This is a genomic window from Acinetobacter sp. YH12218, from assembly GCF_013417925.1.
GTDB lineage: Bacteria > Pseudomonadota > Gammaproteobacteria > Pseudomonadales > Moraxellaceae > Acinetobacter > Acinetobacter amyesii.
The window spans coordinates 16,951-42,489 of record NZ_VPDB01000029.1; the positions used below are offsets into that span (position 1 = coordinate 16,951).

Annotated in this window: 23 protein-coding genes; 18 read left to right on the plus strand and 5 right to left on the minus strand. The window is 36.3% G+C overall.

Features of this window, described 5'->3' with window-relative positions; translation table 11 throughout:
- Nucleotides 1-34: 34 nt before the first annotated feature.
- The 18 genes from FTV03_RS09665 to FTV03_RS09750 all read left to right on the plus strand — a co-directional run bounded on the left by FTV03_RS09665 (nucleotide 35) and on the right by FTV03_RS09750 (nucleotide 19,699).
- Nucleotides 35-1,894, plus strand: a complete 1,860-nt coding sequence (locus FTV03_RS09665; RefSeq protein WP_180041238.1) for a nucleoside-diphosphate sugar epimerase/dehydratase — start codon at nucleotides 35-37, stop codon at nucleotides 1,892-1,894.
- Between the two features lie 104 nt (nucleotides 1,895-1,998).
- On the plus strand, nucleotides 1,999-3,057 hold the full coding sequence (gene rfbB, locus FTV03_RS09670; RefSeq protein WP_180041240.1) for a dTDP-glucose 4,6-dehydratase: 1,059 nt from the start codon (nucleotides 1,999-2,001) through the stop codon (nucleotides 3,055-3,057).
- Complete coding sequence (gene rfbA, locus FTV03_RS09675; RefSeq protein ID WP_180041242.1) at nucleotides 3,057-3,929, plus strand: glucose-1-phosphate thymidylyltransferase RfbA; 873 nt, start codon at nucleotides 3,057-3,059, stop codon at nucleotides 3,927-3,929. The genes rfbB and rfbA overlap by 1 nt, the downstream gene beginning before the upstream one ends.
- A 1-nt stretch (nucleotide 3,930) precedes the next feature.
- Nucleotides 3,931-4,782, plus strand: coding sequence for a WxcM-like domain-containing protein (locus tag FTV03_RS09680; protein ID WP_180041244.1), 852 nt, complete (start codon nucleotides 3,931-3,933; stop codon nucleotides 4,780-4,782).
- 2 nt (nucleotides 4,783-4,784) lie between these two features.
- Nucleotides 4,785-5,900, plus strand: coding sequence for a DegT/DnrJ/EryC1/StrS aminotransferase family protein (locus FTV03_RS09685; protein ID WP_180041246.1), 1,116 nt, complete (start codon nucleotides 4,785-4,787; stop codon nucleotides 5,898-5,900).
- A gap of 1 nt (nucleotide 5,901) precedes the next feature.
- Nucleotides 5,902-7,158 carry an O-antigen translocase gene (locus FTV03_RS09690; protein ID WP_180041248.1) on the plus strand — a complete coding sequence of 419 codons (1,257 nt, stop codon included), beginning with the start codon at nucleotides 5,902-5,904 and terminating at the stop codon, nucleotides 7,156-7,158.
- Nucleotide 7,159: 1 nt separating this feature from the next.
- On the plus strand, nucleotides 7,160-8,113 hold the full coding sequence (locus FTV03_RS09695; protein WP_180041250.1) for a glycosyltransferase family 2 protein: 954 nt from the start codon (nucleotides 7,160-7,162) through the stop codon (nucleotides 8,111-8,113).
- Nucleotides 8,110-9,000, plus strand: coding sequence for a glycosyltransferase (locus tag FTV03_RS09700; RefSeq protein ID WP_180041252.1), 891 nt, complete (start codon nucleotides 8,110-8,112; stop codon nucleotides 8,998-9,000). Before FTV03_RS09695 ends, FTV03_RS09700 begins: the two co-directional genes overlap by 4 nt.
- A 9-nt stretch (nucleotides 9,001-9,009) precedes the next feature.
- A complete protein-coding gene (locus FTV03_RS09705; RefSeq protein ID WP_180041254.1) occupies nucleotides 9,010-9,672 on the plus strand; it encodes a glycosyltransferase family 32 protein in 663 nt (220 codons plus the stop codon).
- A gap of 5 nt (nucleotides 9,673-9,677) precedes the next feature.
- Nucleotides 9,678-10,712 (plus strand): EpsG family protein, encoded by a 1,035-nt coding sequence (locus FTV03_RS09710; RefSeq protein ID WP_180041256.1) that lies wholly within the window; start codon nucleotides 9,678-9,680, stop codon nucleotides 10,710-10,712.
- Between the two features lie 5 nt (nucleotides 10,713-10,717).
- Entirely contained in the window at nucleotides 10,718-11,755 is a 1,038-nt protein-coding gene (locus FTV03_RS09715) for a glycosyltransferase family 4 protein (RefSeq protein ID WP_180041279.1), read from the plus strand.
- 4 nt (nucleotides 11,756-11,759) lie between these two features.
- A complete protein-coding gene (locus FTV03_RS09720) occupies nucleotides 11,760-12,587 on the plus strand; it encodes a glycosyltransferase (protein WP_180041258.1) in 828 nt (275 codons plus the stop codon).
- A 17-nt stretch (nucleotides 12,588-12,604) separates the two neighbouring features.
- Nucleotides 12,605-13,225, plus strand: a complete 621-nt coding sequence (locus tag FTV03_RS09725) for a sugar transferase (protein ID WP_180041259.1) — start codon at nucleotides 12,605-12,607, stop codon at nucleotides 13,223-13,225.
- A 24-nt stretch (nucleotides 13,226-13,249) separates the two neighbouring features.
- The gene (gene galU / locus FTV03_RS09730) at nucleotides 13,250-14,125 is read left to right on the plus strand and encodes a UTP--glucose-1-phosphate uridylyltransferase GalU (RefSeq protein WP_180041261.1); all 876 of its coding nucleotides are present in this window, start codon (nucleotides 13,250-13,252) and stop codon (nucleotides 14,123-14,125) included.
- Nucleotides 14,126-14,137: 12 nt separating this feature from the next.
- Complete coding sequence (locus FTV03_RS09735) at nucleotides 14,138-15,391, plus strand: nucleotide sugar dehydrogenase (RefSeq protein ID WP_180041263.1); 1,254 nt, start codon at nucleotides 14,138-14,140, stop codon at nucleotides 15,389-15,391.
- A gap of 5 nt (nucleotides 15,392-15,396) precedes the next feature.
- On the plus strand, nucleotides 15,397-17,064 hold the full coding sequence (pgi, locus tag FTV03_RS09740; RefSeq protein WP_373685133.1) for a glucose-6-phosphate isomerase: 1,668 nt from the start codon (nucleotides 15,397-15,399) through the stop codon (nucleotides 17,062-17,064).
- On the plus strand, nucleotides 17,057-18,073 hold the full coding sequence (galE, locus tag FTV03_RS09745) for a UDP-glucose 4-epimerase GalE (protein ID WP_180041267.1): 1,017 nt from the start codon (nucleotides 17,057-17,059) through the stop codon (nucleotides 18,071-18,073). The genes pgi and galE overlap by 8 nt, the downstream gene beginning before the upstream one ends.
- Before the next feature lie 183 nt (nucleotides 18,074-18,256).
- Nucleotides 18,257-19,699 (plus strand): capsule assembly Wzi family protein, encoded by a 1,443-nt coding sequence (locus FTV03_RS09750; RefSeq protein ID WP_180041269.1) that lies wholly within the window; start codon nucleotides 18,257-18,259, stop codon nucleotides 19,697-19,699.
- A 102-nt stretch (nucleotides 19,700-19,801) separates the two neighbouring features.
- On the opposite strand, the gene FTV03_RS09755 is transcribed toward FTV03_RS09750, so the two are convergent.
- The 5 genes from FTV03_RS09755 to FTV03_RS09775 all read right to left on the minus strand — a co-directional run.
- Nucleotides 19,802-21,172 (minus strand): phosphomannomutase CpsG, encoded by a 1,371-nt coding sequence (locus FTV03_RS09755; protein WP_180041271.1) that lies wholly within the window; start codon nucleotides 21,170-21,172, stop codon nucleotides 19,802-19,804.
- 88 nt (nucleotides 21,173-21,260) lie between these two features.
- Nucleotides 21,261-22,850 (minus strand): Tn7-like element transposition protein TnsE, encoded by a 1,590-nt coding sequence (locus tag FTV03_RS09760; RefSeq protein WP_180041273.1) that lies wholly within the window; start codon nucleotides 22,848-22,850, stop codon nucleotides 21,261-21,263.
- Nucleotides 22,843-24,384, minus strand: coding sequence for a TnsD family Tn7-like transposition protein (locus tag FTV03_RS09765; RefSeq protein ID WP_180041275.1), 1,542 nt, complete (start codon nucleotides 24,382-24,384; stop codon nucleotides 22,843-22,845). The genes FTV03_RS09760 and FTV03_RS09765 overlap by 8 nt, the downstream gene beginning before the upstream one ends.
- A 25-nt stretch (nucleotides 24,385-24,409) precedes the next feature.
- Nucleotides 24,410-24,919 carry a hypothetical protein gene (locus FTV03_RS09770; protein ID WP_257220731.1) on the minus strand — a complete coding sequence of 170 codons (510 nt, stop codon included), beginning with the start codon at nucleotides 24,917-24,919 and terminating at the stop codon, nucleotides 24,410-24,412.
- 132 nt (nucleotides 24,920-25,051) lie between these two features.
- Nucleotides 25,052-25,539, minus strand: a 488-nt coding sequence (locus FTV03_RS09775) for an IS3 family transposase (RefSeq protein WP_032049021.1), incomplete at its 5' end; no start/stop codon positions are given.

The window sequence follows — 25,539 nt, forward strand, 5'->3', positions numbered from 1 at the left end:
CTCATTCGCTTTATTGACCCTATTTGAGCATCTTGTGAAAGACTTTATCCGTTCTATAGCATCATTACCGCGTCGCCAAAAACAAATCGTTTTGGTGCTGATGGATATTTGTGTTTTACCGTTAATGATGTGGCTTGCTTATGCCATACGTTTGGCGCGTCCCAATGTACAGGTCATGCAAGGACTGGATGCTTGGTATATTTATGTCGGTATTTTTGGCATTGCTATTTTTGCTTTGCTCGGAATTTACCGCGCAATTGTGCGTTCATTTAATGAAGACTATCTGCTGCGAATTTTAATCGGGACATTTATTCAAATCGTGGCCTTATACACGATCAAAAAATTGAATGTTGCATTTATTCCCATGAGTATTCCGCTCATGTATGGCTTTATGCTGTTTTCATACATGTGGTGGAGCCGTGCAGTCATTCGCTACGCTACTCTTAAAACTTTTGCCAAAAAGCAAAGCCGTAAACGTGTGGCAATTTATGGCGCAGGGCTGGCAGGACAACAAATTGCAGCAGCTTTAAACCGCTCAGATGATTATTTGCCCGTGTGTTTTATTGACGATAAGCGCTCCTTACAAGGTCAGTCACTGAGTGGTTTAAAAATTTATTCACCCAAAAAAGCGCAAGCAAAACTTGGAAAATTTGGCATTGAAGAAGTATTACTTGCCATGCCTTCCGTTGGTCGTGCACGGAAAAAAGAGATTATTGAGTCTTTTGATTCAGCAGATGTCAAAATTATGGAACTGCCAGGGGTAACGCAACTGGTGGATGGGCAAGTCCAAGTTTCAGATATCCGTGAAGTGGATATTATTGACTTATTAGGCCGTGATCCTGTACCGCCGAAACCTGAACTGTTAGAAAAAAATATTAAACATAAAGTGGTCATGGTGACAGGGGCGGGCGGTTCGATCGGCTCTGAGTTATGTCGTCAGATTGTGAAGCATCAGCCTAAAATGTTAGTGCTGTTTGAAATGTCTGAATTTGCTTTGTATTCAATTGATCGTGAATTGCAGGCTTCTGATATACAAATTATTCCAGTGCTAGGTTCTGTCACCAATCAGCAAAAATTAGAACGTATTATTCAAGAGTACAAAGTGCAAACAGTTTATCACGCCGCAGCTTATAAACATGTACCACTTGTTGAAGCAAACCCATTTGAAGGTATTTATAATACGTCCATTGGCACACAGCGTAGTGTAGATGCAGCGGTGAATCAAAATGTTGAAACTTTTGTTTTAATTTCAACCGATAAAGCGGTACGTCCAACCAATGTGATGGGGGCGTCTAAACGCATGGCAGAATTGTATTGTCAGGGCCTAGCGTCGACGAATCCAAAAACGCAAATTAGTATTGTACGCTTTGGCAATGTACTTGGTTCGTCAGGTTCTGTCGTCCCTTTGTTTAAAAAGCAGATTGCTCAAGGCGGGCCTGTTACAGTAACGCACCCAGAAGTCACGCGTTATTTTATGACGATTCCTGAGGCAGCTCAGCTTGTGATTCAGGCAGGTGCGATGGGGACTGGCGGTGATGTATTTCTGCTTGATATGGGTGAACCAGTCAAAATTATAGATTTGGCAAAACAAATGATTCGTTTGAGTGGTTTTCGAGCAATCGATGAAAATGGTATAGGTGATATTGAGATACAATTTACAGGTCTACGTCCGGGTGAAAAGTTATATGAAGAGTTGTTAATTGATGCTGAAAATGTAAAAAAAACGGATCATGAACGGATATTAAAGTCTTATGAAAAATATTATGGATATTTAGAGGTTGCTGAAATATTTATACAGCTTAAAAGTTACAAGCATCGTGATGATTTAAATGAATTATTTACGATACTAAAAAAATATGTGGATGGTTATTGCTCAGCATCTATAGATAAGTAATTTTAATAGTAGTATTAAAATTTAATTTAACTGGATGATATAATTAAGGATAACAAAATTAAAGCTATACCTTAATACAGTGAATTTTAAAATTTAGGATATTTATGAAGATTATAGTAACAGGTGGAGCAGGTTTTATTGGTTCTGCCGTGATTCGACATATTATTAATCATACTAATAATGAAGTATTAAATATTGATAAGCTGACTTATGCTGGCAATTTAGAATCTTTAGAAAGTATTGCTGATAGTGAGCGTTATCAGTTTTCTCAAACTGATATTTGCGATCGTATTGCATTAGATCAAATCTTTGAAAGTTTTCAACCAGATGCTGTGATGCATTTGGCAGCAGAGTCCCATGTAGATCGCTCAATTACAGGTTCGGCTGCATTTATTGAAACCAATATTATTGGTACATATCACTTGCTGGAAGCTACCCGTCATTATTGGAACGGTTTAAATCAAAATAAAAAACAAGCATTTCGTTTTCACCATATTTCAACAGATGAGGTTTATGGTGACTTAGAAGGTACAGATGACTTGTTCCTGGAGACAACACCCTATGCTCCGAGTTCGCCATATTCGGCAAGTAAGGCCAGTTCAGATCATTTAGTTCGAGCTTGGCATCGAACTTATGGACTACCAACAATGATTACCAATTGTTCAAATAATTATGGTCCTTATCATTTCCCTGAAAAATTGATTCCTTTAGTGATTTTGAATGCTTTAGAAGGTAAGGCACTTCCAATTTATGGTAAAGGTGATCAAATTCGCGATTGGTTATATGTAGAAGACCACGCTAGAGCATTATATAAAGTGGTGACTGAAGGCATTGTGGGAGAGACGTACAACATTGGTGGACACAATGAAAAACAAAACATTGAAGTCGTAAAAAAGATTTGTAAGATTTTAGATGAGTTAAAGCCCCAGTCGAATGGACAAGCTTATGATTCACTGATCACATTTGTACAAGATCGCCCTGGTCATGATTTGCGATATGCCATTGATGCAACAAAAATTGGCCATGAATTAGGCTGGAAACCTGAAGAAACGTTTGATACAGGTATTCGAAAAACAGTTGAATGGTATTTGAATAATTTAGAGTGGTGTCGTCGTGTTCAAGATGGCAGTTACCAACGTGAAAGATTAGGTGTGAATGCATAATGAATACAAAAGGTATTATTCTCGCAGGTGGATCGGGTACACGTTTATACCCAATTACAAAGGGTGTATCTAAACAACTACTCCCAATTTACGACAAGCCAATGATTTATTATCCAATTTCTGTACTTATGTTGGCAGGCATTCAGGATATTCTGATTATTACGACAGCTGAGGATAAAGAGAGCTTTGAACGCCTGCTTGGTGATGGTTCACAGTTTGGTGTTCGTTTGCAGTATGCCATTCAACCTAGTCCGGATGGGTTGGCTCAAGCGTTTATTATCGGCGAAGAATTTATTGGTGATAGCAATGTGTGCTTGGTACTTGGCGATAATATTTTCTATGGTCAGGGCTTTACACCAATGCTGAAGCAGGCTGTAGCTCGCCAAAAAGGCGCTACAGTTTTTGGCTATCAAGTAAAAGACCCTGAGCGTTTTGGTGTAGTTGAGTTTGATGAGCATAAACGCGCAATTTCATTAGAAGAAAAACCTAAGCAACCAAAATCAAATTTTGCAGTGACAGGTTTATATTTTTATGACAATGATGTGATTCAAATTGCAAAAGAAGTTAAACCTTCAGAGCGTGGCGAATTAGAAATTACGACAGTGAACCAAATGTATTTGGAGAGGGGTGACTTAAGTGTTGAGCTATTGGGTCGAGGCTTTGCATGGCTCGATACAGGTACACATGCAAGTTTGCTTGAAGCAGCACAATTTGTAGAGACCTTAGAAAAACGCCAAGGTTATAAAGTAGCTTGTCTTGAAGAAATTGCTTTTAATCAAGGTTGGTTGAGTAAAGAGCAAGTGTTAAAAATTGGGCAAAGCATGAGTAAAAATGACTATGGTCAATATTTGATTTCTTTGGTAGCTGAATAAGATGAGTCTTGTAGAATTAATTGACTTACCGAACTTTGGTGATGACCGTGGTGGGTTAGTGGCTATTGAGTCCAATCAGTCCATTCCCTTTGAAGTTAAGCGTTTATATTATATTTTTAATACAGTAGATAAACCTCGTGGATTTCATGCTCATATTGATCTCAAACAAGTTGCAATATGTTTAAAAGGTAGTTGCAGATTTATTCTGGAAAATGGCTCTAATAAAGAAGAAGTTATTTTAGATAACCCGACCCAAGGTTTGGTTATTGAAGGATTGATCTGGCGGGAAATGCATGATTTTTCTGAGGACTGTGTTCTACTTGTTTTGGCAAGTGAGCATTTTACTGAATCTGATTATATTCGTGATTATCAAGAATTTTTAAAAGAAGTACATAAACCTTTTATTCATCCTTTATCAGACGTGAAATCCCAAAGAATTGGACAGAAAACCAAAGTTTGGCAGTTTAGCGTCATTCTACAGCATGCTGTAATTGGTGAAAATTGTAATATTTGTGCGCATACTCTCATTGAAAATGATGTCATCGTTGGTAACAATGTCACCATAAAATCAGGCGTCTATGTATGGGATGGGATCACACTAGAAGATAACGTCTTTATTGGCCCATCTGTTACGTTTACAAATGATAAAAAACCCCGTTCAAAGCAGTATCCAGAAGAGTTTTCTCAAACGATTGTTGAAAAGGGTGCGAGCATTGGGGCCAATGCCACCATTTTACCTGGAATTCGTATTGGCCAAAATGCACTGATTGGTGCTGGTGCTGTGGTGACTAAAGATGTTCCCGCAAATGCAATAGTGATAGGCAACCCTGCAATAATTAAAGGTTATATATAAGAATGATTACCTTTTTAGATTTAAAAAATATTAATCAGCAGTATCGTGAAGAGTTAATTACGGCTTGCACGAGAGTTATTGATTCTGGGTGGTATATTGGTGGAAATGAGCTAGAACAGTTTGAACAAAATTTTGCAAACTATTGCGGGGTTAAATTTGCAATTGGCGTGGCCAATGGTTTAGATGCATTAATTTTAACCTTACGTGCTTGGAAAGAGCTGGGTAAGCTTCATGATGGTGATGAAGTGATTGTTCCTTCAAATACCTATATTGCTAGTATTCTTGCGATTACAGCAAATAACTTGACTGCAATTTTAGTTGAGCCAAATATTTCTACCTACAATATTGATCCTATAAAAATAAAAGAAGCAATAACGACTAAAACTAAAGTGATTTTACCTGTCCATTTATATGGTCAATTGGCAGAAATGCCAGAAATTATGCAAATTGCTAAACAATACAATTTATTGGTTTTAGAAGACTCCGCACAAAGTCATGGGGCACAAATACAAGGTAAAAAAGCAGGAAACTGGGGCGATGCTTCAGGTTTTAGTTTTTATCCTGGAAAAAATTTAGGTGCATTGGGTGATGCAGGTGCAGTTACTACGAATGATGCAGAATTAGCGAACATGTTAAAAGCATTGCGTAACTATGGCTCGCATGAAAAGTATAAAAATTTAGTTCCAGGTGTGAATAGTCGACTAGATGAAATTCAAGCAGCGATGCTTGATGTCAAATTAAAACATTTAGATGCAGAAGTGAAACATCGTCGTACAATTGCAAAAATGTATCTTGAGGGGATTAAAAACCCTGAATTGAGCTTGCCTTTGTCTGATATAGATGTGTCTCAATATGACCAACATGTTTGGCATTTATTTGTCGTTCGTTCAAGAAATCGAGAAGCATTACAGCAATATTTAGCAGAAAATGGCGTACAAACGTTAATCCATTATCCAATTCCCCCACACAAGCAACAGGCTTATAAAGAATGGAATAATTTGAGTTATCCGATCTCCGAGAAGATTCATGATGAAGTAATAAGCTTACCTATGGGGCCAACGCTGAGTTTGGAAGATGTAGAAAAAGTAATTCAGCTTTGTAATAGTTTTAACGCCTAAAATGAATTTGCTTAAGACCAGTGTGCTAAATGGAGTGGCTGTTTTAATCAAAACAGCCACAATGTTTTTATTGAATAAAATATTAGCCGTATACGTCGGACCTGCTGGTTATGCTGCTATTGGTCAATTCCAAAATTTTATTCAAATGATAACAACCTTTGCTGGAAGTGCAATTAATACCGCTATAATAAAATATACAGCTGAATATCATGAAGAAAAAACAAAGCAAATAGAAGTTTGGCGAACCTCAGGGACTTTAATCCTAATTTTTAGTACAGTTTCAGCGCTATTGATTTTGATTTTTAAAAATCAGATAGCCATTTATATTTTTCATTCTAATGAATACTCTAAAGTATTAGTTTGGTTTGCAATTTTTCTAGTATTTTTTACGTTCAACTCTTTCTTTTTGGCAATTCTGAATGGCGTAAAAGAAGTAAAAAAGATGGTGGTAGCTAATATTGCGGGGAGTATCTTTTCACTTATTATCACAAGCCTCTTAGCGATTTATTATCAGTTATATGGCGCATTGATCGCACTGTCAATTTATCAATCACTCGCTTTTTTAGTAACGATGTTTTTATGCTCTAAGTTGGAGTGGTTTAATCTAAAAAGTTTTTTTGGGAAAGTCGAGAAGAATATAGCTAAGAAGTTAGCAGCATTTGCATTAATGGCTTTTGTAAGTGTGTTTTTTGGCAATATTGCACAAATATTGCTTAGAAACATGGTTATTGAGCAATTTGGTTTAGTTTATGCAGGGTATTGGGATGCAATGACAAGATTAAGTAATGGTTACTTGTTATTTGCCTCTACGATCCTCGGTGTGTATTACCTACCTAGACTGTCTGAACTAAAAAAATATGAAGAGGTTAAAAAGGAAGTGTTTTTAGGTTATCAGGTTATTTTACCTGTTGCGATTATATCGTCTATTCTCATTTATCTTTTTAAAGAAATAGTTGTTAAGTTTTTGTTTACAGATGAATTTATGCCAATGCTTGAATTGTTAACATGGCAGTTAGTTGGTGATGTGACTAAAATTGCAAGTTGGATTATTAGCTTCATGATGCTAAGTAAAGCGATGACGGGGTTGTTTGTTATTACAGAAACAGTGTTTGCTCTAAGTATACTTCCAATAACTTACTTATCGATTTTATATTTTGGCTTTGAAGGTATTGCAATTGCATTTTTTATAAATTGTTTGATGTACTGGCTAGTATGCGGTTTATTTTCAAACATTAAACTTAAGAGTATGGAGTATTAATGTGAATCAATTATGTTCAATCATTATTCCAGTCTATAATGAAGAGAAAAATATTGAGAAATGTTTTGATGTTATTCAAAGTCAAACTTATAAAGCTATAGAAGCTATTTTTGTAAATGATGGTTCTACGGATAACTCTAAGAATATAATTGTTCAGATTGCTGCGAAATATCCAGATCTAAAAATTAGACTAATAAATCAGGAAAATCAAGGGGCTGCTAGCGCTAGAAAGAACGGTGTGATGCACGCATCAGGAAATTTTATTGCAATACTGGATTGTGATGATGAGCTTTCTAAAGATGCTATAAACGAAGCCATGACTAATTTCAATACTGAAGTAGACATAGTTCTTTTCAACTTGAAGTATAAAAGTGAAGTTAATGGAGAGGTAGTTTTAAATGATTTTATCTATTATACGAGTAAATCATTTTTTTGTGGTCGGGATGCACTAAAGAACTCCTTAGAAAGGTGGGGAGTACATGGGCTAGGAGTATATAGAAAAGATATTTTAATGTGTGCATACATAGATTATGAAGAAAAGAATACCAAAAACTATATAAATAATGATGAGGTGATAACACGTTTAGCATTCTATTATTCGCGTCTCATAAAAGTTTCAGATGGTATATATTTTTATAATAATAATCTACAGTCTACCACTAAGAGAATCAATAAAGAATTATATAAGAAAATTTTTAATTCAATAATTTTGTATAAAATACTTTCCTCGAAAGATAAAAGTGAGGTAAGTCCTGCAGTTATTATTGTATATGCATGGGAAGCAGGAAAATATTTATTTTTTAACCGTAAATCGCTGAAGAATATCGAAAATTGGAAGTCCGCAATTAGCGATGCAACTAAATTTATTTGGAGAAATAGTTTATTTGGTGATTTGAGTTCAAAACGTAGAATTCAGTTTCTAATATTAGTGATAATGAGGTATTTTGTACAGTGAGTAATTTTCCGTTAGTTTCTATTATTATTCCTTGTTATAACCACGAACAATTTGTTCGAGACAGCATTCAAAGTGTGATTGACCAGACTTATCAAAATATTGAGCTCATTATTATTGATGATGGTTCTAAAGATAGTTCTGTTGAAATTATTGAAAAAATGCTCCCTGCTTGTGAGCAACGTTTCGTTCGATTTGAGTTTAGAAATCGCCCTAATCAAGGATTGAGCGCAACTTTAAATGAATCTATTGCTTGGAGTAAAGGTAAATATTTTGCAGCATTGGCTTCAGATGATATTATTTTAAAAAATAAAATTAACTTGCAGGTCAAATATATGGAAGAAAATCCAAAAACTACAGCAGTTTTTGGTAGTGCAAATTATATTGATGAAAATAATAATATTAAAAAATTAGATAAATTGAAGCAGCAAGAATATGCTTTTGATAAAATATTTTTGAATGAATGTCAATTCTATGCACCAACTCAGCTAATGAGAAAGTCGACTTTAGATGAAGTCGGTGGCTATAATCCTGATATATTGGTTGAGGACTGGTATATGTGGTTGAAAATGGCAGAGAAAGGAAGTGTGTATTGTTTATCAGACACATTTGCAAATTATAGAATACACTCCAATAATACCACCAAGAACTCTAAATTTATTTATGATAACAATATGAAGACGCTGAGTTTTTATAAAGGACATAATTTATATGATAAAGCATATAGCAAGCTAAGATGGACTTATATCGTTTGGACAGGGCAGCAGAATAAAGCTTTATCCTTAAAGCTTTTATTGGAATATATAATGGAAAATCCTTCAGTAATTTTTAATAGAGGGTTTCTGGTTTACTGCAAATATTTTTTTGTGAAAATGAAAGATTGGTTTTAGGAGGTATATATGATACCTAAAGTGATTCATTTTTGTTGGTTTGGTGATCAAGAAAAATCAGCATTAATCCAAGCATGCATCTTAAGTTGGAAAAAATATTTGCCAGATTGGGAAATTAAAGAGTGGAATGAATTGAACTCTCCTATTGACCACCCATTTGTAAAAAAAGCATTACAAGATAAAAAATATGCTTTTGCAGCTGACTATGTTCGTTGTTATGCACTTTATGAATATGGTGGAGTTTATTTAGATACGGACATGGAAATAATTCGGGATTTAAGTCCTTTGTTGATATATGACTTTTTTTCTGCTTATGAAGATTCAGACAAGAGTAAGGTGAGTTGTGGCGCTATTGGATCACTCAAGGGAAATATTTTGATGTATAAAATGTTAAAATATTATGATCAAAATAGTACGATGTATATTGCAATGCCTCAAATTTTAGGAAAAATTTACAATGATTCAAAGTTTTCTAACTTTAAAATATTAAAATCAGATTCATTTTATCCTTATAATCCATTTGATGAATCAAAGCCGGTAAAACAGCTTATGTTTAATCAAATCGTAGATGAAACATATGGCATACATCATTGGGGATATTCTTGGAAGTTTTCATTTTTTGATAGAGTTATTAACAAAATAAAAAAATACTATTTCAGTAATGAGTATTGAAGATTATGAAAATAAATAGGAATCTATTTTATTTTATTGTACTAATTCCCTTGGCTTTTATTGTCGGAGTGAGGGGGGATACGCCAGATTCAGCTGTATATTATCGACTGTTTAAGACGGTTGATTTTTATGACTTGACAAGTTATACAGGTTATTATGAGCAGACTGGTGTCGAATTAGGTTGGGGGTTGTTTTCAAAAATAGTGTCACTTTTCACTCAGAGTGATGTTATATTATTTTCATTATTTTCATTAATAATCTTCTTTATTATTTATAAAACATCTAGATTGCTTAATATCAATTATTTGCATGTAATGGCTTTTTATTTGCCGACAGGTTACTTTTTTATGCAGCAATTTATGCAAATAAGACAAGCACTTGCTGTTTCTTTGGCGGTTTACGCCTCTTTACTTTTATTAAGTAATAAAAAAATTACTTCACTAATTTTATTTGCAACTGCAATTTTATTTCATCAAATTTCTTTTGCTTTCTCAATCGTTGCATTGTTATATTATTTTTTAATCAAAAAAATTGATATTTCAGCATCATTGTTTAAATTTAGACTCTTAAACTTATTGATTTTAATACTCGGTTTTATTTTTATACGTGTTTTTCTTAAGGGCTATATGGTAAATAGTTTTGATCGCCTAGAATCATATTCCGAAACAGTTGAATATGGAGGTGAAGTCGGGTTTCTGTCACTCTCAAATTTAAAAGGTTACCTTCTTTTTTTATTTTTTTTATTTTTCACAGATAAAGGCTTGCTCCATAATAAGTTATATGTTTTCTTGATTTATATGTTTACAGTTGGGCTGACATTGAGACTAGGCTTTTATGATTTCGCAATCGTAAGTGGGAGACTCTCAAATGTTTTCCTATATACGGAAGTTTTTATTTTACCTATAATTTTGATGGCGAGGTTGAGTAGAGGATTATATTATGCATCTATGCTTTTATATTTTATTTTCATAGCGTATATAACATGGTTTTTCCAAGCTTCTGAACACCTTTCTAGTTCATATCTAAGAGTTTTAAGTTGAATACAATGGTTAGGGTTAATTTTATTATCAACTCACTCAAAAATCGTTCTGGTAGTGAGAGAGTGGCTTGTATACTTGCAAATCAACTAGTTGAAGAGCTTAAATATGAAGTCACTATTATTAACAGAGATGCTGATTATAGTGAAGTTGCTTATGCACTTAATCCACAGATAAAAGTGAAAAAAATATCGGGTTCGCGATACCAATTTTATAAGGGGCTTGTGAGCTTTATTGCACAGGAAAAACCAGATTCAGTCATTGTTCATAATATGGGTAAGTTGTCTCTACTCTGCGCACTTATTCCTAATGTCAAAAAGCTTGTAACATTAGAACATGTATCCTTCATTAGTAGGCCTAAAATTGTTCAGATCGTAAGCAAAATGTTTTACAAGCGAATACATCAAGTTGTCACTTTAACAAATAGAGATAAAGACTACTTTAATGAGTTTCATGGCAATGTAGTGGTTATACCAAACTTTTCACCTTTTCCAGTCGTTAATACGGTAAATCGAACACAAAAGCAAATAGTTGCAATAGGGCGATTAACTGATCAAAAAAACTATGTCCATTTGCTAAAAGCATGGGGGAAAATATTCGATCAACTTCCTGAGTGGCAGCTCTCTATTTTTGGTGAGGGTGAGCATGAAGCTTTGTTGGATGAATATATTCAGTCAAATGCGATTGGAAATGTTCATTTAAAAAGAGCTACCTCTGATATAAGGAGTGTTTATGAAGCATCTAGTTTTTTTGTGATGTCATCAAAATATGAAGGTTTACCTATGGTTTTGATTGAAGCCCAAAGTTTCGGTTTGCCTATTGTTTCTTACGATTGTCCTAATGGACCAAGTGATATTATTAAAGATAAAGTGAATGGTTATTTGGTTGAGGATCAAAATATAGATCAACTAGCAGATCGTATTCTTTTACTTGCTAGTTCTCCATTGGATTTGGTTAAATTTTCACAGAATTCTTTAAAGAACGCAGAAAATTATCAACCTGAAAAAATCTTACATCTTTGGTCGGAACAAATTTTTAAAGGTTAATTGTATGTTCTCGGTTTTAATATCTATTTACTATAAAGAAAAGCCTGAACATTTTAATGCTTGTATGAAAAGTATATGGGATCAGCAAACTTTAAAACCAACAGAAATTGTTTTGGTGGAAGATGGCCCTCTAACAACTGAGCTATATGAGTCAATTGCGCTATGGTCGGCGCGTTTACAACAAACTTTACGAATAATTAAGCTCCAAGATAATGTAGGTACTGGGAAAGCAAAAAATATCGGTCTTCAAAATTGCCAATACGAAATTGTATCTATAGTTGATACTGATGATATAAGTGTATCTGATCGTTTTGAGAAACAGATTAAATGTTTTGAAGCAGACAGTGAGTTGGTCATTTTAGGGGGGCAAATTACCGAATTTGTCGATGATATAACATCCCCATCAGGTATGCGTATTGTTCCTTTGGATAATTTGGCTTTAAGGGAATATGCAAAAAAGCAAAGTCCATTTAATAACATGACTATTGCATATAGAAGGCCTAAAATTATTGAAGTTGGCGGTTATCAACATCATCTTTGGATGGAAGATTATAATTTATTTCTTAGAGTCATTGCTAAAGGCTATAAAGTTCAGAATTTGCCTGATGTACTCGTTTATGCGCGAATTGACAATGGAATGCATGCGCGCCGTAAAGGTTACGAATATATTAAAAGTGAAAAACAATTACTAAATTTAAAAAAAGAACTCAAAATTCAAAACCCAATACATGCTAATATTCTCTTCCTAATAAGGTCTGCTTTTAGGCTGATGCCTAGTTCATTGCTAGGTAAAATTTATAATACTTTTCTACGAAAAAAAGTTCATAAATAAGAGTGGTATTTTTAATTATGAAACGTTTAGTTGATTTTGTTATCGCACTAATAGCACTCGTCCTTTTATCACCAATTTTTTGTTGGGTTGCTTTTAAGGTCCGTAAAAACTTAGGTTCTCCAATATTTTTTCTGCAAGAACGTCCTGGTAAAGACGGCAAGCTTTTTAAAATGATTAAGTTCCGGTCGATGAAAGATGCAGTGGATAAAGAAGGCAATCCATTACCAGATGAACAGCGTATAACACCTTTTGGACAAAAACTTCGTTCTACAAGTTTAGATGAAATGCCACAACTCATAAACGTCTTAAAAGGGGATATGAGTATTGTTGGTCCACGTCCTATGCTTAAAGACTTTGTAGCATTATATTCACCAGAACAAGCTCGTCGCTTGGAAGTTAAGCCTGGGATGACAGGCCTAGCACAGGTGAGTGGTCGAAATGAACTTGATTATGAAGAACGTTTTAAATGCGACGTTTGGTATGTGGATAACCATAATACTTTGGTTGACTTTAAAATCATGTTCAAAACAGTCGGTGTGATGACCAAACGCGAAGGTATTAATGCACCGGGTCATGTTGGCCCTTCTTTATTTCAAGGAAATGATCCTGAAAAAATTAAAGATGAAATTAAGTCATAATTTTTTATTAGTGAACTATTTGTAATGATCAAAAAAGCCATTCTCCCAGTTGCAGGTTTAGGTACGCGTTTTTTACCTGCCAGTAAATCTATTCCTAAAGAAATGGTCACCGTGGTTGACCGACCAGCGATTGAATATGTAATTAAAGAAGCAATTGCTGCTGGTATTGAACAGATTATTCTGGTTACCCATTCCTCAAAAGCATCCATTGAAAACTATTTTGATCGTAACTTTGAGCTGGAAACCACTCTAGAACATAAAAAGAAATTTGATTTGCTTAAAGAAATTACCGAGATTTTACCTCCCCATGTGAGTGTAATCAGTGTACGTCAGCCTCAACCGCTTGGTTTAGGTCATGCTGTCCTTTGTGCAAAATCTGTCGTGGGTAATGATGATTTTGCTGTGCTATTGCCAGATGTTTTAGTCAAAGATCCATCTGAAAATAATGATCTAAGTCTCATGATTCAACGTTTTGATGAAACCCATGCATCACAAATTATGGTGGAAGCTGTACCAGATCACATGGTAGATCAATACGGTATTGTAGATGTTGCTTCTACACCTGAAGAAGGGCATAGCATCGTCATGCAAGGCATTGTCGAAAAACCGGCAGTCGGCACTGCGCCATCCAATTTATCCGTCGTTGGACGTTATATCTTACCGGCTAAAATCATGCAATTGCTCGAAAATACGCCTAAAGGTGCAGGTAATGAGATTCAGCTGACCGATGCAATTGCAGCTTTGCAAGCGACCGATACGGTGGAAGCCTATCGGATGAAAGGTCAAACTTTTGATTGCGGCAGTAAACTGGGCTATCTCAAAGCAGTTTTACATTATGGTGTAGACCATCCAAAATTAGGTGAGGAATTTAAAGCGCTGATCAAAGAACTAAAACTATAAAAAGAGATTGATATGAAGGTTGCAGTATTTGGACAAACACTTTTTTCAGGTGTATTTGCTGCTTTGCTAGCAGAATGCGGTCATCACGTTTTTTGGTATGAACCACTGAAAACGTATGAAAGCGAACAAATGTATATGCAAGATGAAGCTGTAAAAAATCTACTCAACAAACAACAAAGTAGTTTTTTAAAATACTGCGACTTTAATGATATTCCATTAGATGCAGATGCCTATTTCTTCAGTTTTAACCCTGCCGAAGAAGAGCAATGTATCGAAATTCTCAAGGTAATCAAGCAACGCCCCATTATTCACCCCAAACTGATGATTAATGCGTCTACTCTAGGACTGCATGGGACAGAAAAATTTGCAAAAATTTTGCATGAAGATGAGTGGGTCTATTTACCCGACATGATTCAGGAAGGAAACGCTTTACAAAGCTTTGCCCAAGCCAAGCAGTTGATTGTTGGGGCTGCATCGGATGTTGCTCAAATTAAAATTAAGGAACTCTTACGCCCTTTATTCCCACGTCAGCAGCAATATTTATTTATGCCCATTTTAGATGCTGAATTTACCAAGTTGAGTATCTCTGGCATGTTGGCGACACGAATTAGTTATATCAATGACTTGGCAATGGTTGCTGAGAAATTAGGCATTGATATTGAGTCAGTTCGTCAGGGGATGGCTGCGGATAATCGTATTGGAGGATCTTATCTCTATCCGGGGGCAGGCTTTGGTGGAGAAAACTTTTCACATGATATTCAGACCCTAACGCATACGGTGTCAGGTGTGGGCGCAAATAGCCAGCTCCTTGCTCAAGTTTGGGATATTAATGAGCAGCAAAAAGAAGTTTTATTCCGCAAATTGTGGAATTATTATCATGGTGATTTAAAAGGGAAAACTGTTGCGATATGGGGTGCTGCATTTAAAGAAAAAACGTCTAGTACGAAACAATCTCCTATTCATGCCATGTTGGCAGCACTATGGGCTCAAGGTGTAAAAGTTAAATTACACGACCCTCAAGCCTTGGAAGAAATTAAAAAAATATATGGTGAGCGACCTGATCTTATATATTGCATAGAGCAATATGAGGCAGTGCAAGATGCACATGCTTTGTGTTTATTGACTGCATGGAAACAATATTGGAGTCCAAATTATACCGAATTGCTTAAAACCATGCAGCATCCGCTTATTTTGGATGGGCGCAATATTTATGATCCAGCATATGTGAAGTCTCAAGGTTTTGTATATATGGGGGTAGGACGTTAATGGCTATGAAAACTCAACCCTATATGGTCGAACATTTAGATTCAGTTTTAGGCAGTCTTCATAGTTTGAAAACTGAATTTGAAAATAAGCATTTAACAGAACTCTTTGCTGAAGACCCTCAGCGATTCGAAAAATTCTCTGTGCCTTTAGAGCCGGTGGTTTTTGATTTTAGTAAACATAGAGTCAATCAGCCCGTTGTCAAAAATCTAGTCCAGTGGGCACAGACACAAGATTTAACGTCGTGGATAAAGCGTTTATTTTCTACTGAAGAAATTAACTATACCGAACAGCGTGCAGCCATGCATTGGGCGCTACGGTTACCTAAAGATGATCAGTCTCATCCTGAATTAGCAGAACAAGTGCATACACAACTTGAGCGTATGTATGCTTTGGTAGAAAAAATTCATGCTGGCCAGTGCCGCGGCGCAACTGGTGAAGTCATTCAAGATGTGGTCAATATTGGTGTCGGAGGGTCAGATTTAGGACCACTGATGGTGAGCCATGCCTTATCTGATTTCAAAAAATCCACATATAAGCCACTCGATGTACATTTTGTTTCGACCATTGATGGTAGCCAGCTTTCAGATTTATTGCATCAACTTCGCCCCGAAACCACGCTATTTATTATTTCTTCAAAATCGTTCGGGACCATTGATACTTTATCCAATGCGCAAACGGTGCGATTATGGCTCGAAAAAGCACTTGGACAAGAATCACAAATTTTAAAGCATCATTTTATTGGCGTATCTACCAAAGCAGATAAAATGACAGAATGGGGTATTGCAGCCGAAAACCAATTTTTGCTCTGGGATTGGGTCGGCGGTCGCTATTCACTTTGGTCATGTATCGGTTTACCGATTGCACTGACAATTGGAGTTGATGGCTTTAAACAACTGTTAGCTGGCGCATATGCGGTAGACCAGCATTTTCAGACGGCACCTTTCGAACACAATATTCCTGTATTAATGGGCTTATTGGGTGCGTGGAATAATAATTTCCTTGATATTCAGACTCATGCAGTGCTGCCCTATGATGGGCGTTTGAAATATTTCGCCTCTTATTTACAGCAGTTGGAAATGGAGTCGAATGGTAAATCGATTCAGCGTAATGGTCAAAAAGTGGACTGGGATACTTGCCCGATTATATGGGGGGAAGTGGGACCAAATGCGCAGCATGCTTTTTACCAATTGCTGCATCAAGGCAGTCAAGCAGTGAGTTGTGATTTTATTGCGCCAGTGCAGCGTTATCAGGCCCAACAATTTACCTATGTCGATAATGCAGAGGCGCTGGTGGAACAGCATCATTTGGCCTTATCCAATTGTTTGGCTCAATCGCGCTTACTGGCATTTGGTAATCAAGCTTTAAATCAACAAGAAGTACAAGATTTGCCGGAATATAAACAATATGAAGGCAATCAACCAAGTTCAACCATTTTATTGCAAGAGCTAAATCCATATAGTTTGGGCATGTTGATTGCAATGTATGAACATAAAGTTTTTGTACAGTCGGTGCTTTGGAACATTAACCCGTTTGATCAATGGGGTGTAGAAAAAGGCAAAGAAATTGCCAATCAGCTACTTCCAATATTAAATGGTGATCGAAAGGATATTGCGGATTTAGATGGTTCAACGCAAGGCTTACTACAAATATTATTAGGAAAAACCAATGGCTAAAATTTTAGTAACAGGTGGTGCAGGTTATATTGGTTCACATACTTGTATTCAACTTTTGAGCGCAGGGCATGACGTTGTTGTACTGGACAATTTATCCAACAGTTCTGTCGAATCTTTAGCACGTGTTCAAGCGTTGGCAGCTAAAAAATTAGATTTTGTTGAAGGTGATATTCTCGATCAGCAAATTTTAGATCAAATTTTTCAGCATCATTCTATTGATGCTGTGATTCACTTTGCAGGTTTAAAAGCTGTGGGTGAAAGCCAAAAAGAGCCTCTAAAATATTTTGAAAATAATATCTCAGGTTCTATTAGCTTAGTTAAAGCGATGGAGCGTGCTCAAGTCTTTAAGTTGGTCTTTAGTTCATCGGCAACAGTTTATGATGAAGCCAATATTTCGCCTTTAAATGAAACCATGCCTACAGGTATGCCAAGTAATAACTATGGCTATACCAAACTGATTGTCGAGCAATTACTAGAAAAATTAGCAGCTGCAGATGAGCGTTGGTCAATCGCTTTGCTGCGTTATTTTAACCCAGTAGGGGCACATCAAAGTGGTCAAATGGGTGAAGACCCACAAGGGATACCCAATAATTTGATGCCTTATGTCACACAGGTGGCAGTCGGCCGTCGTGATAAGTTGTCAATTTTTGGCAATGATTATGACACGGTAGATGGTACAGGTGTGCGTGATTATATTCACGTGGTTGATTTGGCCAATGCACATTTATGCGCATTGAATCATCGTTTAAAAACGCAAGGATGCCGCGCTTGGAATATTGGTACAGGCAATGGGATTTCAGTAAAACAAATTCGGGATACTTTTGAAAAAGTGAATGGTGTTGAGATACCTTTTGAATATGTACCTCGTCGAGAAGGTGATGTTGCAACTTCATTTGCTGATAATGCCCGTGCTGTCGCAGAGTTAGATTGGCAGCCTCAATATGGTTTAGAAGATATGTTGAAGGATAGCTGGAACTGGCAAAAGCAAAATCCAAATGGATACAACTAAGATTTAAATTTAGTGTGTAAATTCATTAAAGACAGTATGGCAAATTTTGTATTTGTCATACTTCTAACTATTTAACTTAAGTATTGAATCATGTATTGATTGTGCAAAAATGATGATAGATCTTATCTTTTGTTTGAAAAAAATCGTTATCATATGTGAAAGATAAATTGACTGAAATAATATATGAAATATCAATCTCTTAGGGTTTTATCATTTGCCATTTTTTCTTCTCTAGCTCTGCCGGTTTACGCTCAAGGGATCATTTTGAATAATGATGGTCTACGTACAGATCTAAATTGGCTGAACCAACAAGGTGTGATTCAAATCAGCACTTCGACTTGGCCATTGAGTGGTGAAGAAATTCAGCGTGCATTATCTACTGCCAAAATTGAAAATAATGCTCAGCAGAAAGTTGTCAATTCGGTTATGGCAAATTTAGAAGCAGAAAATACCTCTATTAAGCTCGCTTTATTTGCTGAAACAGATCCACAAAACATCCCGCAAAAATTTGCAGATGAGCAAAAATCGCAATATCAAGCCGCACTTGAATTGAATGCAGGTGGAAAGCTGTGGGATGCAAGACTGCGAGTCAATGCTGAAAAAGATCCAATCATTGACCATGGACATGATGTCAATTTAGAAGGTTCTTATATTGCAGGAAAATTGTGGAATCAATGGTTGATTGCGGGACAAATCCCAACATATTGGGGACCTGGACATGAAGGAAGCCTAATCCGTGGTGATGCGAGTCGCCCTGTTTATGGTTTTACTATGCAAAGAGCGGAACAACAGGCCTTTGAAACAAAGTGGTTGTCTTGGATTGGACCTTGGCAATATCAAGCTTTTGCAGGTCAATTAGATGACTACAGTGCGATTCCAGATGCCAAACTATTAGGGCTGCGTCTAACTGCACAGCCATTGCCTTACTTGGAGCTAGGCGCTTCTCGAATTCTTCAATGGGGAGGTGAGGGGCGCTCAGAAAGTTTTGACTCATTATGGAATGCAATTAAAGGTAATGACAACTTTTATGATGGCGATCTAGATAAGTCTAATCAAATTGCGGGTTTTGATGCACGCCTTAATTTAAACCACTGGAGTGGTGTCCCGATTAGCCTTTATGGGCAATATGTAGGTGAAGATGAAGCTGGGCTTCTTCCTTCAAAAAAAATGTATTTAGCTGGTGTCGATTATTCTTCACAATTGAATAATTTACCTCTGCAGGTGTATGCAGAATGGGCTGATACTCGAACCAATGGAGACGTACAAGGTATTTCCTATAATCACTATATTTATCAAGATGGCTATTATCAACACGGCTTCCCGTTAGGGCATGCCATGGGCGGGGATGGTCAAATGCTAAGTCTCGGTGGAGACATTCGCTTTGATGTTATGAATCGCTTAAATGGGCGAGTAATGGTGGCAAAAGTTAATCAATCAAACTCGATAAATAATCATGCATTTACTCAAAAAGATGAAATTAAAGCTTTAGATCTTACTTGGACACATTACTTAAAACCGAATGCGCCATTGAAAATCAATGGATGGGTGAGTGATTCTGATGTCTATGGTCAAGATGCGGGAGTGTCTATCGGAGTCGAAATTCCATTGGATCGCTCATTATTTTAATACGCTGTCAGTTTTTAGAGAACCCATCTGGAATTCAGCTAAAAAATAAAACCATTCAACCTATATGATAAGTTGAATAGTTTTATTAGCATGCAGAAAAATTTACCCTTGAATCAACTGTGTTAATTCATCCACATAGTCTTGCATTGGTTTTGGATTTTGGTCTTTACGGCTTTCAATGTTGAGACGTAATAAAGGTTCAGTATTGGAAGCACGTACATTTAGACGCCATGCACCAAAATTTAGGCTGACACCATCTGTTTCATCAATCGCAGGATTTTGATCGGCAAAGTGATCAAAAATCTTTTGAATGGTGGCTTGAGTATCCGCAACTTTAAAATTGATTTCACCCGAACAAGGGAACTTTTCAATCATACCTTCAACCAGTGAAGACAATGTTTGCTGGGTTTCTGAGAGTACAGAAATTGCCAATAACCAAGGAATCATACCGCTATCACAATAAGAGAAATCACGGAAGTAATGATGTGCTGACATTTCACCGCCATACACTGCATTGTGCTCACGCATTTTTTCTTTAATGTATGAATGCCCTGATTTAGACTGAATCGCTTCACCTTGGTATTGTTCAATCACATCAAAGGTATTCCAAACCAGACGAGGGTCATGCACAATTTTCTCACCAGCTTGTTTCAGTAAGAACGCTTGTGCCAATAGACCGACAATATAATAGCCTTCAATGAATTGACCTTTTTCATCAAATAAGAAGCAGCGGTCAAAGTCACCATCCCACGCGATACCCATATCTGCATGATGGTCAATCACCGCATTACGGGTGCTGTCACGGTTTTCAACTAAAATCGGGTTGGGAATACCATTCGGGAAAGTACCATCAGCATCATTGTGAATTTTCACAAATTCAACAGGAATGTTAAGTTGTTTGAACTTTACTTCAATGGCATCGACCACATGGCCCGCAGCACCATTACCAGCATTCATGACTAATTTGAGTGGGCGAATTTTGGCAGGATCAATATAAGACATTAAATGATCAATATATTCAGGAAGAATATTGTATTTTTCAGTTTTGCCTTTAGTGATAACTTCATTAAAGTTGCCTGATTCAGCCAATAAGCGAATTTCTTTTAACCCTGAATCGGCTCCAATCGGACGTGCATTTTCGCGGACCAATTTCATGCCGTTATAGTCCATCGGGTTGTGGCTTGCCGTGATTTCGATCCCACCTTGAACATCTAGATGAAAGGCACCGAAATAGACTTCTTCAGTCCCCGTCATACCTAAATCTAATACATCAACACCCGCATCATTCAGACCTTTGATGGTGGCTTGTTTTAAATCTTCACTGCTGAGACGGATGTCGCAGCCCACAACCACTGTTTTAGGTTGATAAATTTGCCCATAGGCACGGCCAATTTTATAAGCAATCTCTTCATTGAGTTCTGTACCAAGTTTGCCGCGAATGTCATAGGCTTTAAAACAAGTAAGTTGTGTCATCTAAATTCTCGAAATAATTCCTGCGAAGTAAGGAAGGTATGATTATAGAAGGAAAATCGCTCCTATATGCCAAGATACTGTTTAACCTTTATATTGATTTTACCTTTGCTAAGATTCGTTGAGCCCAGTCAGCGTAATAATTTACATCTTCTAGTTGTTTCTGTTTAGAAGGATGATTAATTGTAGTAAAGGCAGTAATACCTCTTATCTCAGATAGAAACTTTTTAGGCCAACTGAGTGATTGAGACAGTATCGAATTGTTTAATATATCCAAATCTGTCTCAATTAATCGTTGAGTTTTTTCTTCATATGGGAGTAATAAGGTGGAGATATTTTTTTTACCATCTGAAGTATCAATTTCACACAAATAAAATTGATGGTTATTTTCTATGTTAAAAATTTTATAGACATAAAAGTAGCGTAATTGATTGTTTGCAAACTTATGGCCTCTGAAACGTTTATATATTTTAAAAGGTGAGTTCTTGATTTCTTTGGTTTTATATCCCTTTTCTTCAATTTGCTCCAATAGTTTAATCAAGTCTTTATAAGTGACTCGCTCTAGTTGAATTTCTGATTCTGTTGTAAATCCAGACACTGTACCCTCTATATCTCCTTCTCCACCAGCAAATCCTTCTTCTTGATTTTGATCTTTATCCATTTGCTTTCGTCTTTTACGTACTACAGTTTTAGCAGGAGGTGTCTCTAAAGAAATTTTTAATTCTTCAATTGTATAAATTTCTCCAGGTAGGTTTCTTAGCTTGGCCAGTAGTTTATCGATATCTGCCTCAGCATTTTTATTCAATTTCTCTTTAGGTTGACTCGCTGGTTTTGGTTTGTTTGAACCTTGCCCTTGAGCATTTTTGACCTGTTGTATGATTTTTTTTGAAGTGAAATGAAATTGAATAGGACGGTTGATAGCTGTATCAAGATTTTTGAAAGATGTAATGCGCTCAATTCTGTAAATACCTGTTTCTTTATCATAAATTCCATCTACTGTTAGATCAATATTTTTAAGATCAGGCACTTCCATGTCAAAATTAAAACTTTTAGCGCCTTTTTGATCAATAATTGTTTTCTGATAAATACTAAGGAAGGCTTTATTTAAATCAGGCTGTAATAAAATTAAAGCGAGCTTCTTCAAAAAATGAGGATCAGAGACATCTGCGTTCATAATTTTTTTGTTTTTTGCTATATTAATATGAATAGCCTTTTCATCATTTCTATCCACTAAAACATCGGTTGAATAATTTTCTGCAAAAAGTGCCGCCCGAATTAAATAAGGATGAGAGAAAAATAAATCGCGGGCCAAGATAAGCTTAGGTATTTGAATAGTAATATTTTTCTTTAAAACTGTTGAGTAGTAATTAAATTCAAAACATATCCGGCCTTCATGTATTTTTTGATCCTCACCCTCCGGTAAAATAATAGTTCTAAATGTTGTGAAATTTACATGTTCAAGTGTGTGAGTGAATAATTTTGTAGGAGAGGCATCAATTTGGGTTCTATAGCGGTATAGAAGAACACTCTCAATCGGTAATTTAAGTTGAATAGGACGGTTAATAATAGGGTTAAACAAATGAGTATCAATATCAAACCGAGTTTGACCGCGTCGACTAATTTTTGTCGCAGTATAGTAAATCATCTCTTTTGGTAAAAAGTCGGTTGAACAATCACTCATTTTTTATTTCTTCCCAAATATTATTAAAAAATCGACGTGCTTCTGGCGTTAATCGCTGCTCACTTAATCCTGATACACGTAAAAAAACACTCGGTGGATAGTATTTATTCTCAGTTTGTTGACGAATATATGTTCGTGTCAGACGACGTATTTGATAACAATCCACCGACTCAGCGTAGCGCTCCAAAAATGCTTTGGTCAACGGCAGAAAATGCCAGTTTTTTTCAATTAGGCTGACATGCCCAAGTTGTTTAATTAAAAACTTTTTGGTCCATTGTGGGGAGTCTAAGTCTTCTAATAATTCATCACGTATTTTAATCAATTGTTTCATAAACTGACGATCCCGAATACTCCAATCGACACGTGGTTTGGGTAGAGAGAGTGGTGTCATGATAGCGGTTTGATTGATTTGTAACAGCCAATCTTTATGATTGCGATATAAACGTGCGTACAGTGCACCATCATGTTTACGAGCTAGTTTGACTGACATATCCTGAATCAATTGTATCCATTTCAGTTGATCATCTGACAGGACTTGGTAAGTTTTGTGTTTTACAGTGACAGGAATGGCTTGTTCCTCTATACCTACTGTCGCTAGATCCAAATACTGTTGGTATGTATAAATAGGACTTTGTTCGGGAACAAGTGCCTTTAATACGATGAGATGCTCAAGATAAGAAAATGCTTTACGATGTTTTCTACAGATATTCTTGAGCCAGCAGTTCTCAGAGCTCAGATCACCTAATTGATAATATTGAAGAAAACTTTCGCCCCAATAATCGACAACAAGCTGACGGACTTTTTCGTAATTGATATTTTTTTGACCTGACAGTAAGTCTCTGTCTTTCAATAGATTGAAGTAGGCATTTGATAAAATCGAAACATCTTGTACTGCATTATGGCTAGATTGAATAAGTAGATCCTCGATTATTTTTGCTAACTCTAGATGACGCTTTAAGTCTTGTGAATTAATAAAAAGTTGTGAGGAGTCAATAAGGACATTTAAATGAGCATTATAAAATCTTCGGTCTAGCCCATTGCAAGGAACAGAGCTGACAAAAAGGGCAGATTCATGCTTTATGCAATATTCATATCCTGTAATCTGCCAGCTACGTTTCCAATACACTTCACCATATTGTTCCATCTGTTCTTGCCAACAATGCGGACAGAACCGAAAAAAATTCACAGATTTGATTCGCGACGCATTTTTTCCCAACTTGGTATGTAATGATTGATACTGTTCACCCTGTAATACATGTACAGCATAACGCATCACTGTATCAGGTTGAAATGGTTGATAAATTGGTAATAAGGTGTGGTGGTTGATTAAATAGAGTGCATCATAGCAATCGGGTAAATAACTAGCCAATTTTCCTATATGAGATGGTAAATCGTAAGTTGGCGTCAAATTTCTATTATTGAATAATTCTTCAGTAAGGTATTTGGGACTTAAAATTCCATTGTGAATAGCATAACGTGCAATCACACTGTAAATTAACTCATCTGGATATGGTATTGGAAAATTTGAAATCATAATACACTTACTCTCTATTTTTTGTTTAATGCAACACAGGAGAGGTGGGATCAAACAAATAGTGAGATGATTTTAATAGCTCATAAACATCTACTTCCTTTTCTTGTGCTTGACTGAAAAAATTCCGTAAGTCATTGGCTTCAGTGCTCTTCCATTCTTCTGCTTTCATGACTTTGCGTGATGTTCTTGGTTTTCTTACCGAAGTTGTGGTCTGAGGCTGGTCCAATTTATCTTTTGCTACAGAGCCGTCTAATACTTCCAAAATATGCTGGAGTAGTACCTGTAAGTTCTCGTTTGGATATTTTTTTAATGCAGAAGTGACATGCAGATCTATTGTAGCAGCGGGGTGACCTAAGGCCGTTAGCATACCTATAAGTGTGGAATAATGTGGTCCTAGATCTTTACGCTGTATTTCCGTTTTTAATGCAGCTTTTAAACGGTGTTGTTCAACATATTCCTCAATTTGAACTTGAGGGATAGTTAAGTCAGAATACCGTGCAATACGTGTGGGGTTGCCTGAGCGGAGTGCATCCAAAATATCGTGGACTGGCTGTAATTGTTCTTCGTAGACTTTTTTAAAAAGTTCAGATGTAATTTTTTCCAGACCAATGGTGATTGCATGAATCTGTGAACCGTACCGGGTTTGTCGGAGACTTTTTTATTTAAGTTAGGCCACCTGACCTAACGGGTTAATCTTATCATAGTACATTGCTTCAAACTCAAAAGGCGATACATAACCCAGTGCACTGTGTACACGCTTTTTATTGAACCAATCTACCCAGTTTAGTGTCGCAAGTTGTACATCTGCTAAACCTTGCCAATCTGCTTTTAGATATTCAATTACCTCTGTTTTGTATAAGCCATTCACCGTTTCAGCCAAAGCATTATCGTATGAATCACCAGTCGTACCGACTGATGCTCGTAAATTTGCTGCTTCTAAACGATTGGTATAGCGAATGGAAAGATATTGCACACCTCTGTCGGAATGATGAATCACATTCTTTGGCATGCCGCGATCATGCAATGCTTGCTCCAATGCATCGAGCACCATATCTGTATTCATCCGTGTAGATACTTTCCATCCAACAATTGCTCGTGAAAACACATCAATAATAAAGGCGGTATAGACCCAGCCTGAATGAGTTTGAATATACG

Bases quoted from the DNA above. Each gene is read 5' to 3' on its own strand.
- FTV03_RS09755 (WP_180041271.1), bottom strand. From the start codon at position 21,172: ATGACACAACTTACTTGTTTTAAAGCCTATGACATTCGCGGCAAACTT.
- FTV03_RS09735 (WP_180041263.1), top strand. From the start codon at position 14,138: ATGAAGGTTGCAGTATTTGGACAAACACTTTTTTCAGGTGTATTTGCT.
- FTV03_RS09705 (WP_180041254.1), top strand. From the start codon at position 9,010: ATGATACCTAAAGTGATTCATTTTTGTTGGTTTGGTGATCAAGAAAAA.
- rfbA (WP_180041242.1), top strand. From the start codon at position 3,057: ATGAATACAAAAGGTATTATTCTCGCAGGTGGATCGGGTACACGTTTA.
- FTV03_RS09720 (WP_180041258.1), top strand. From the start codon at position 11,760: ATGTTCTCGGTTTTAATATCTATTTACTATAAAGAAAAGCCTGAACAT.
- FTV03_RS09725 (WP_180041259.1), top strand. From the start codon at position 12,605: ATGAAACGTTTAGTTGATTTTGTTATCGCACTAATAGCACTCGTCCTT.
- FTV03_RS09760 (WP_180041273.1), bottom strand. From the start codon at position 22,850: ATGAGTGATTGTTCAACCGACTTTTTACCAAAAGAGATGATTTACTAT.
- FTV03_RS09750 (WP_180041269.1), top strand. From the start codon at position 18,257: ATGAAATATCAATCTCTTAGGGTTTTATCATTTGCCATTTTTTCTTCT.
- galU (WP_180041261.1), top strand. From the start codon at position 13,250: ATGATCAAAAAAGCCATTCTCCCAGTTGCAGGTTTAGGTACGCGTTTT.
- FTV03_RS09710 (WP_180041256.1), top strand. From the start codon at position 9,678: ATGAAAATAAATAGGAATCTATTTTATTTTATTGTACTAATTCCCTTG.
- FTV03_RS09690 (WP_180041248.1), top strand. From the start codon at position 5,902: ATGAATTTGCTTAAGACCAGTGTGCTAAATGGAGTGGCTGTTTTAATC.
- FTV03_RS09765 (WP_180041275.1), bottom strand. From the start codon at position 24,384: ATGATTTCAAATTTTCCAATACCATATCCAGATGAGTTAATTTACAGT.
- pgi (WP_373685133.1), top strand. From the start codon at position 15,397: ATGAAAACTCAACCCTATATGGTCGAACATTTAGATTCAGTTTTAGGC.
- FTV03_RS09680 (WP_180041244.1), top strand. From the start codon at position 3,931: ATGAGTCTTGTAGAATTAATTGACTTACCGAACTTTGGTGATGACCGT.
- galE (WP_180041267.1), top strand. From the start codon at position 17,057: ATGGCTAAAATTTTAGTAACAGGTGGTGCAGGTTATATTGGTTCACAT.
- FTV03_RS09715 (WP_180041279.1), top strand. From the start codon at position 10,718: ATGGTTAGGGTTAATTTTATTATCAACTCACTCAAAAATCGTTCTGGT.
- rfbB (WP_180041240.1), top strand. From the start codon at position 1,999: ATGAAGATTATAGTAACAGGTGGAGCAGGTTTTATTGGTTCTGCCGTG.
- FTV03_RS09685 (WP_180041246.1), top strand. From the start codon at position 4,785: ATGATTACCTTTTTAGATTTAAAAAATATTAATCAGCAGTATCGTGAA.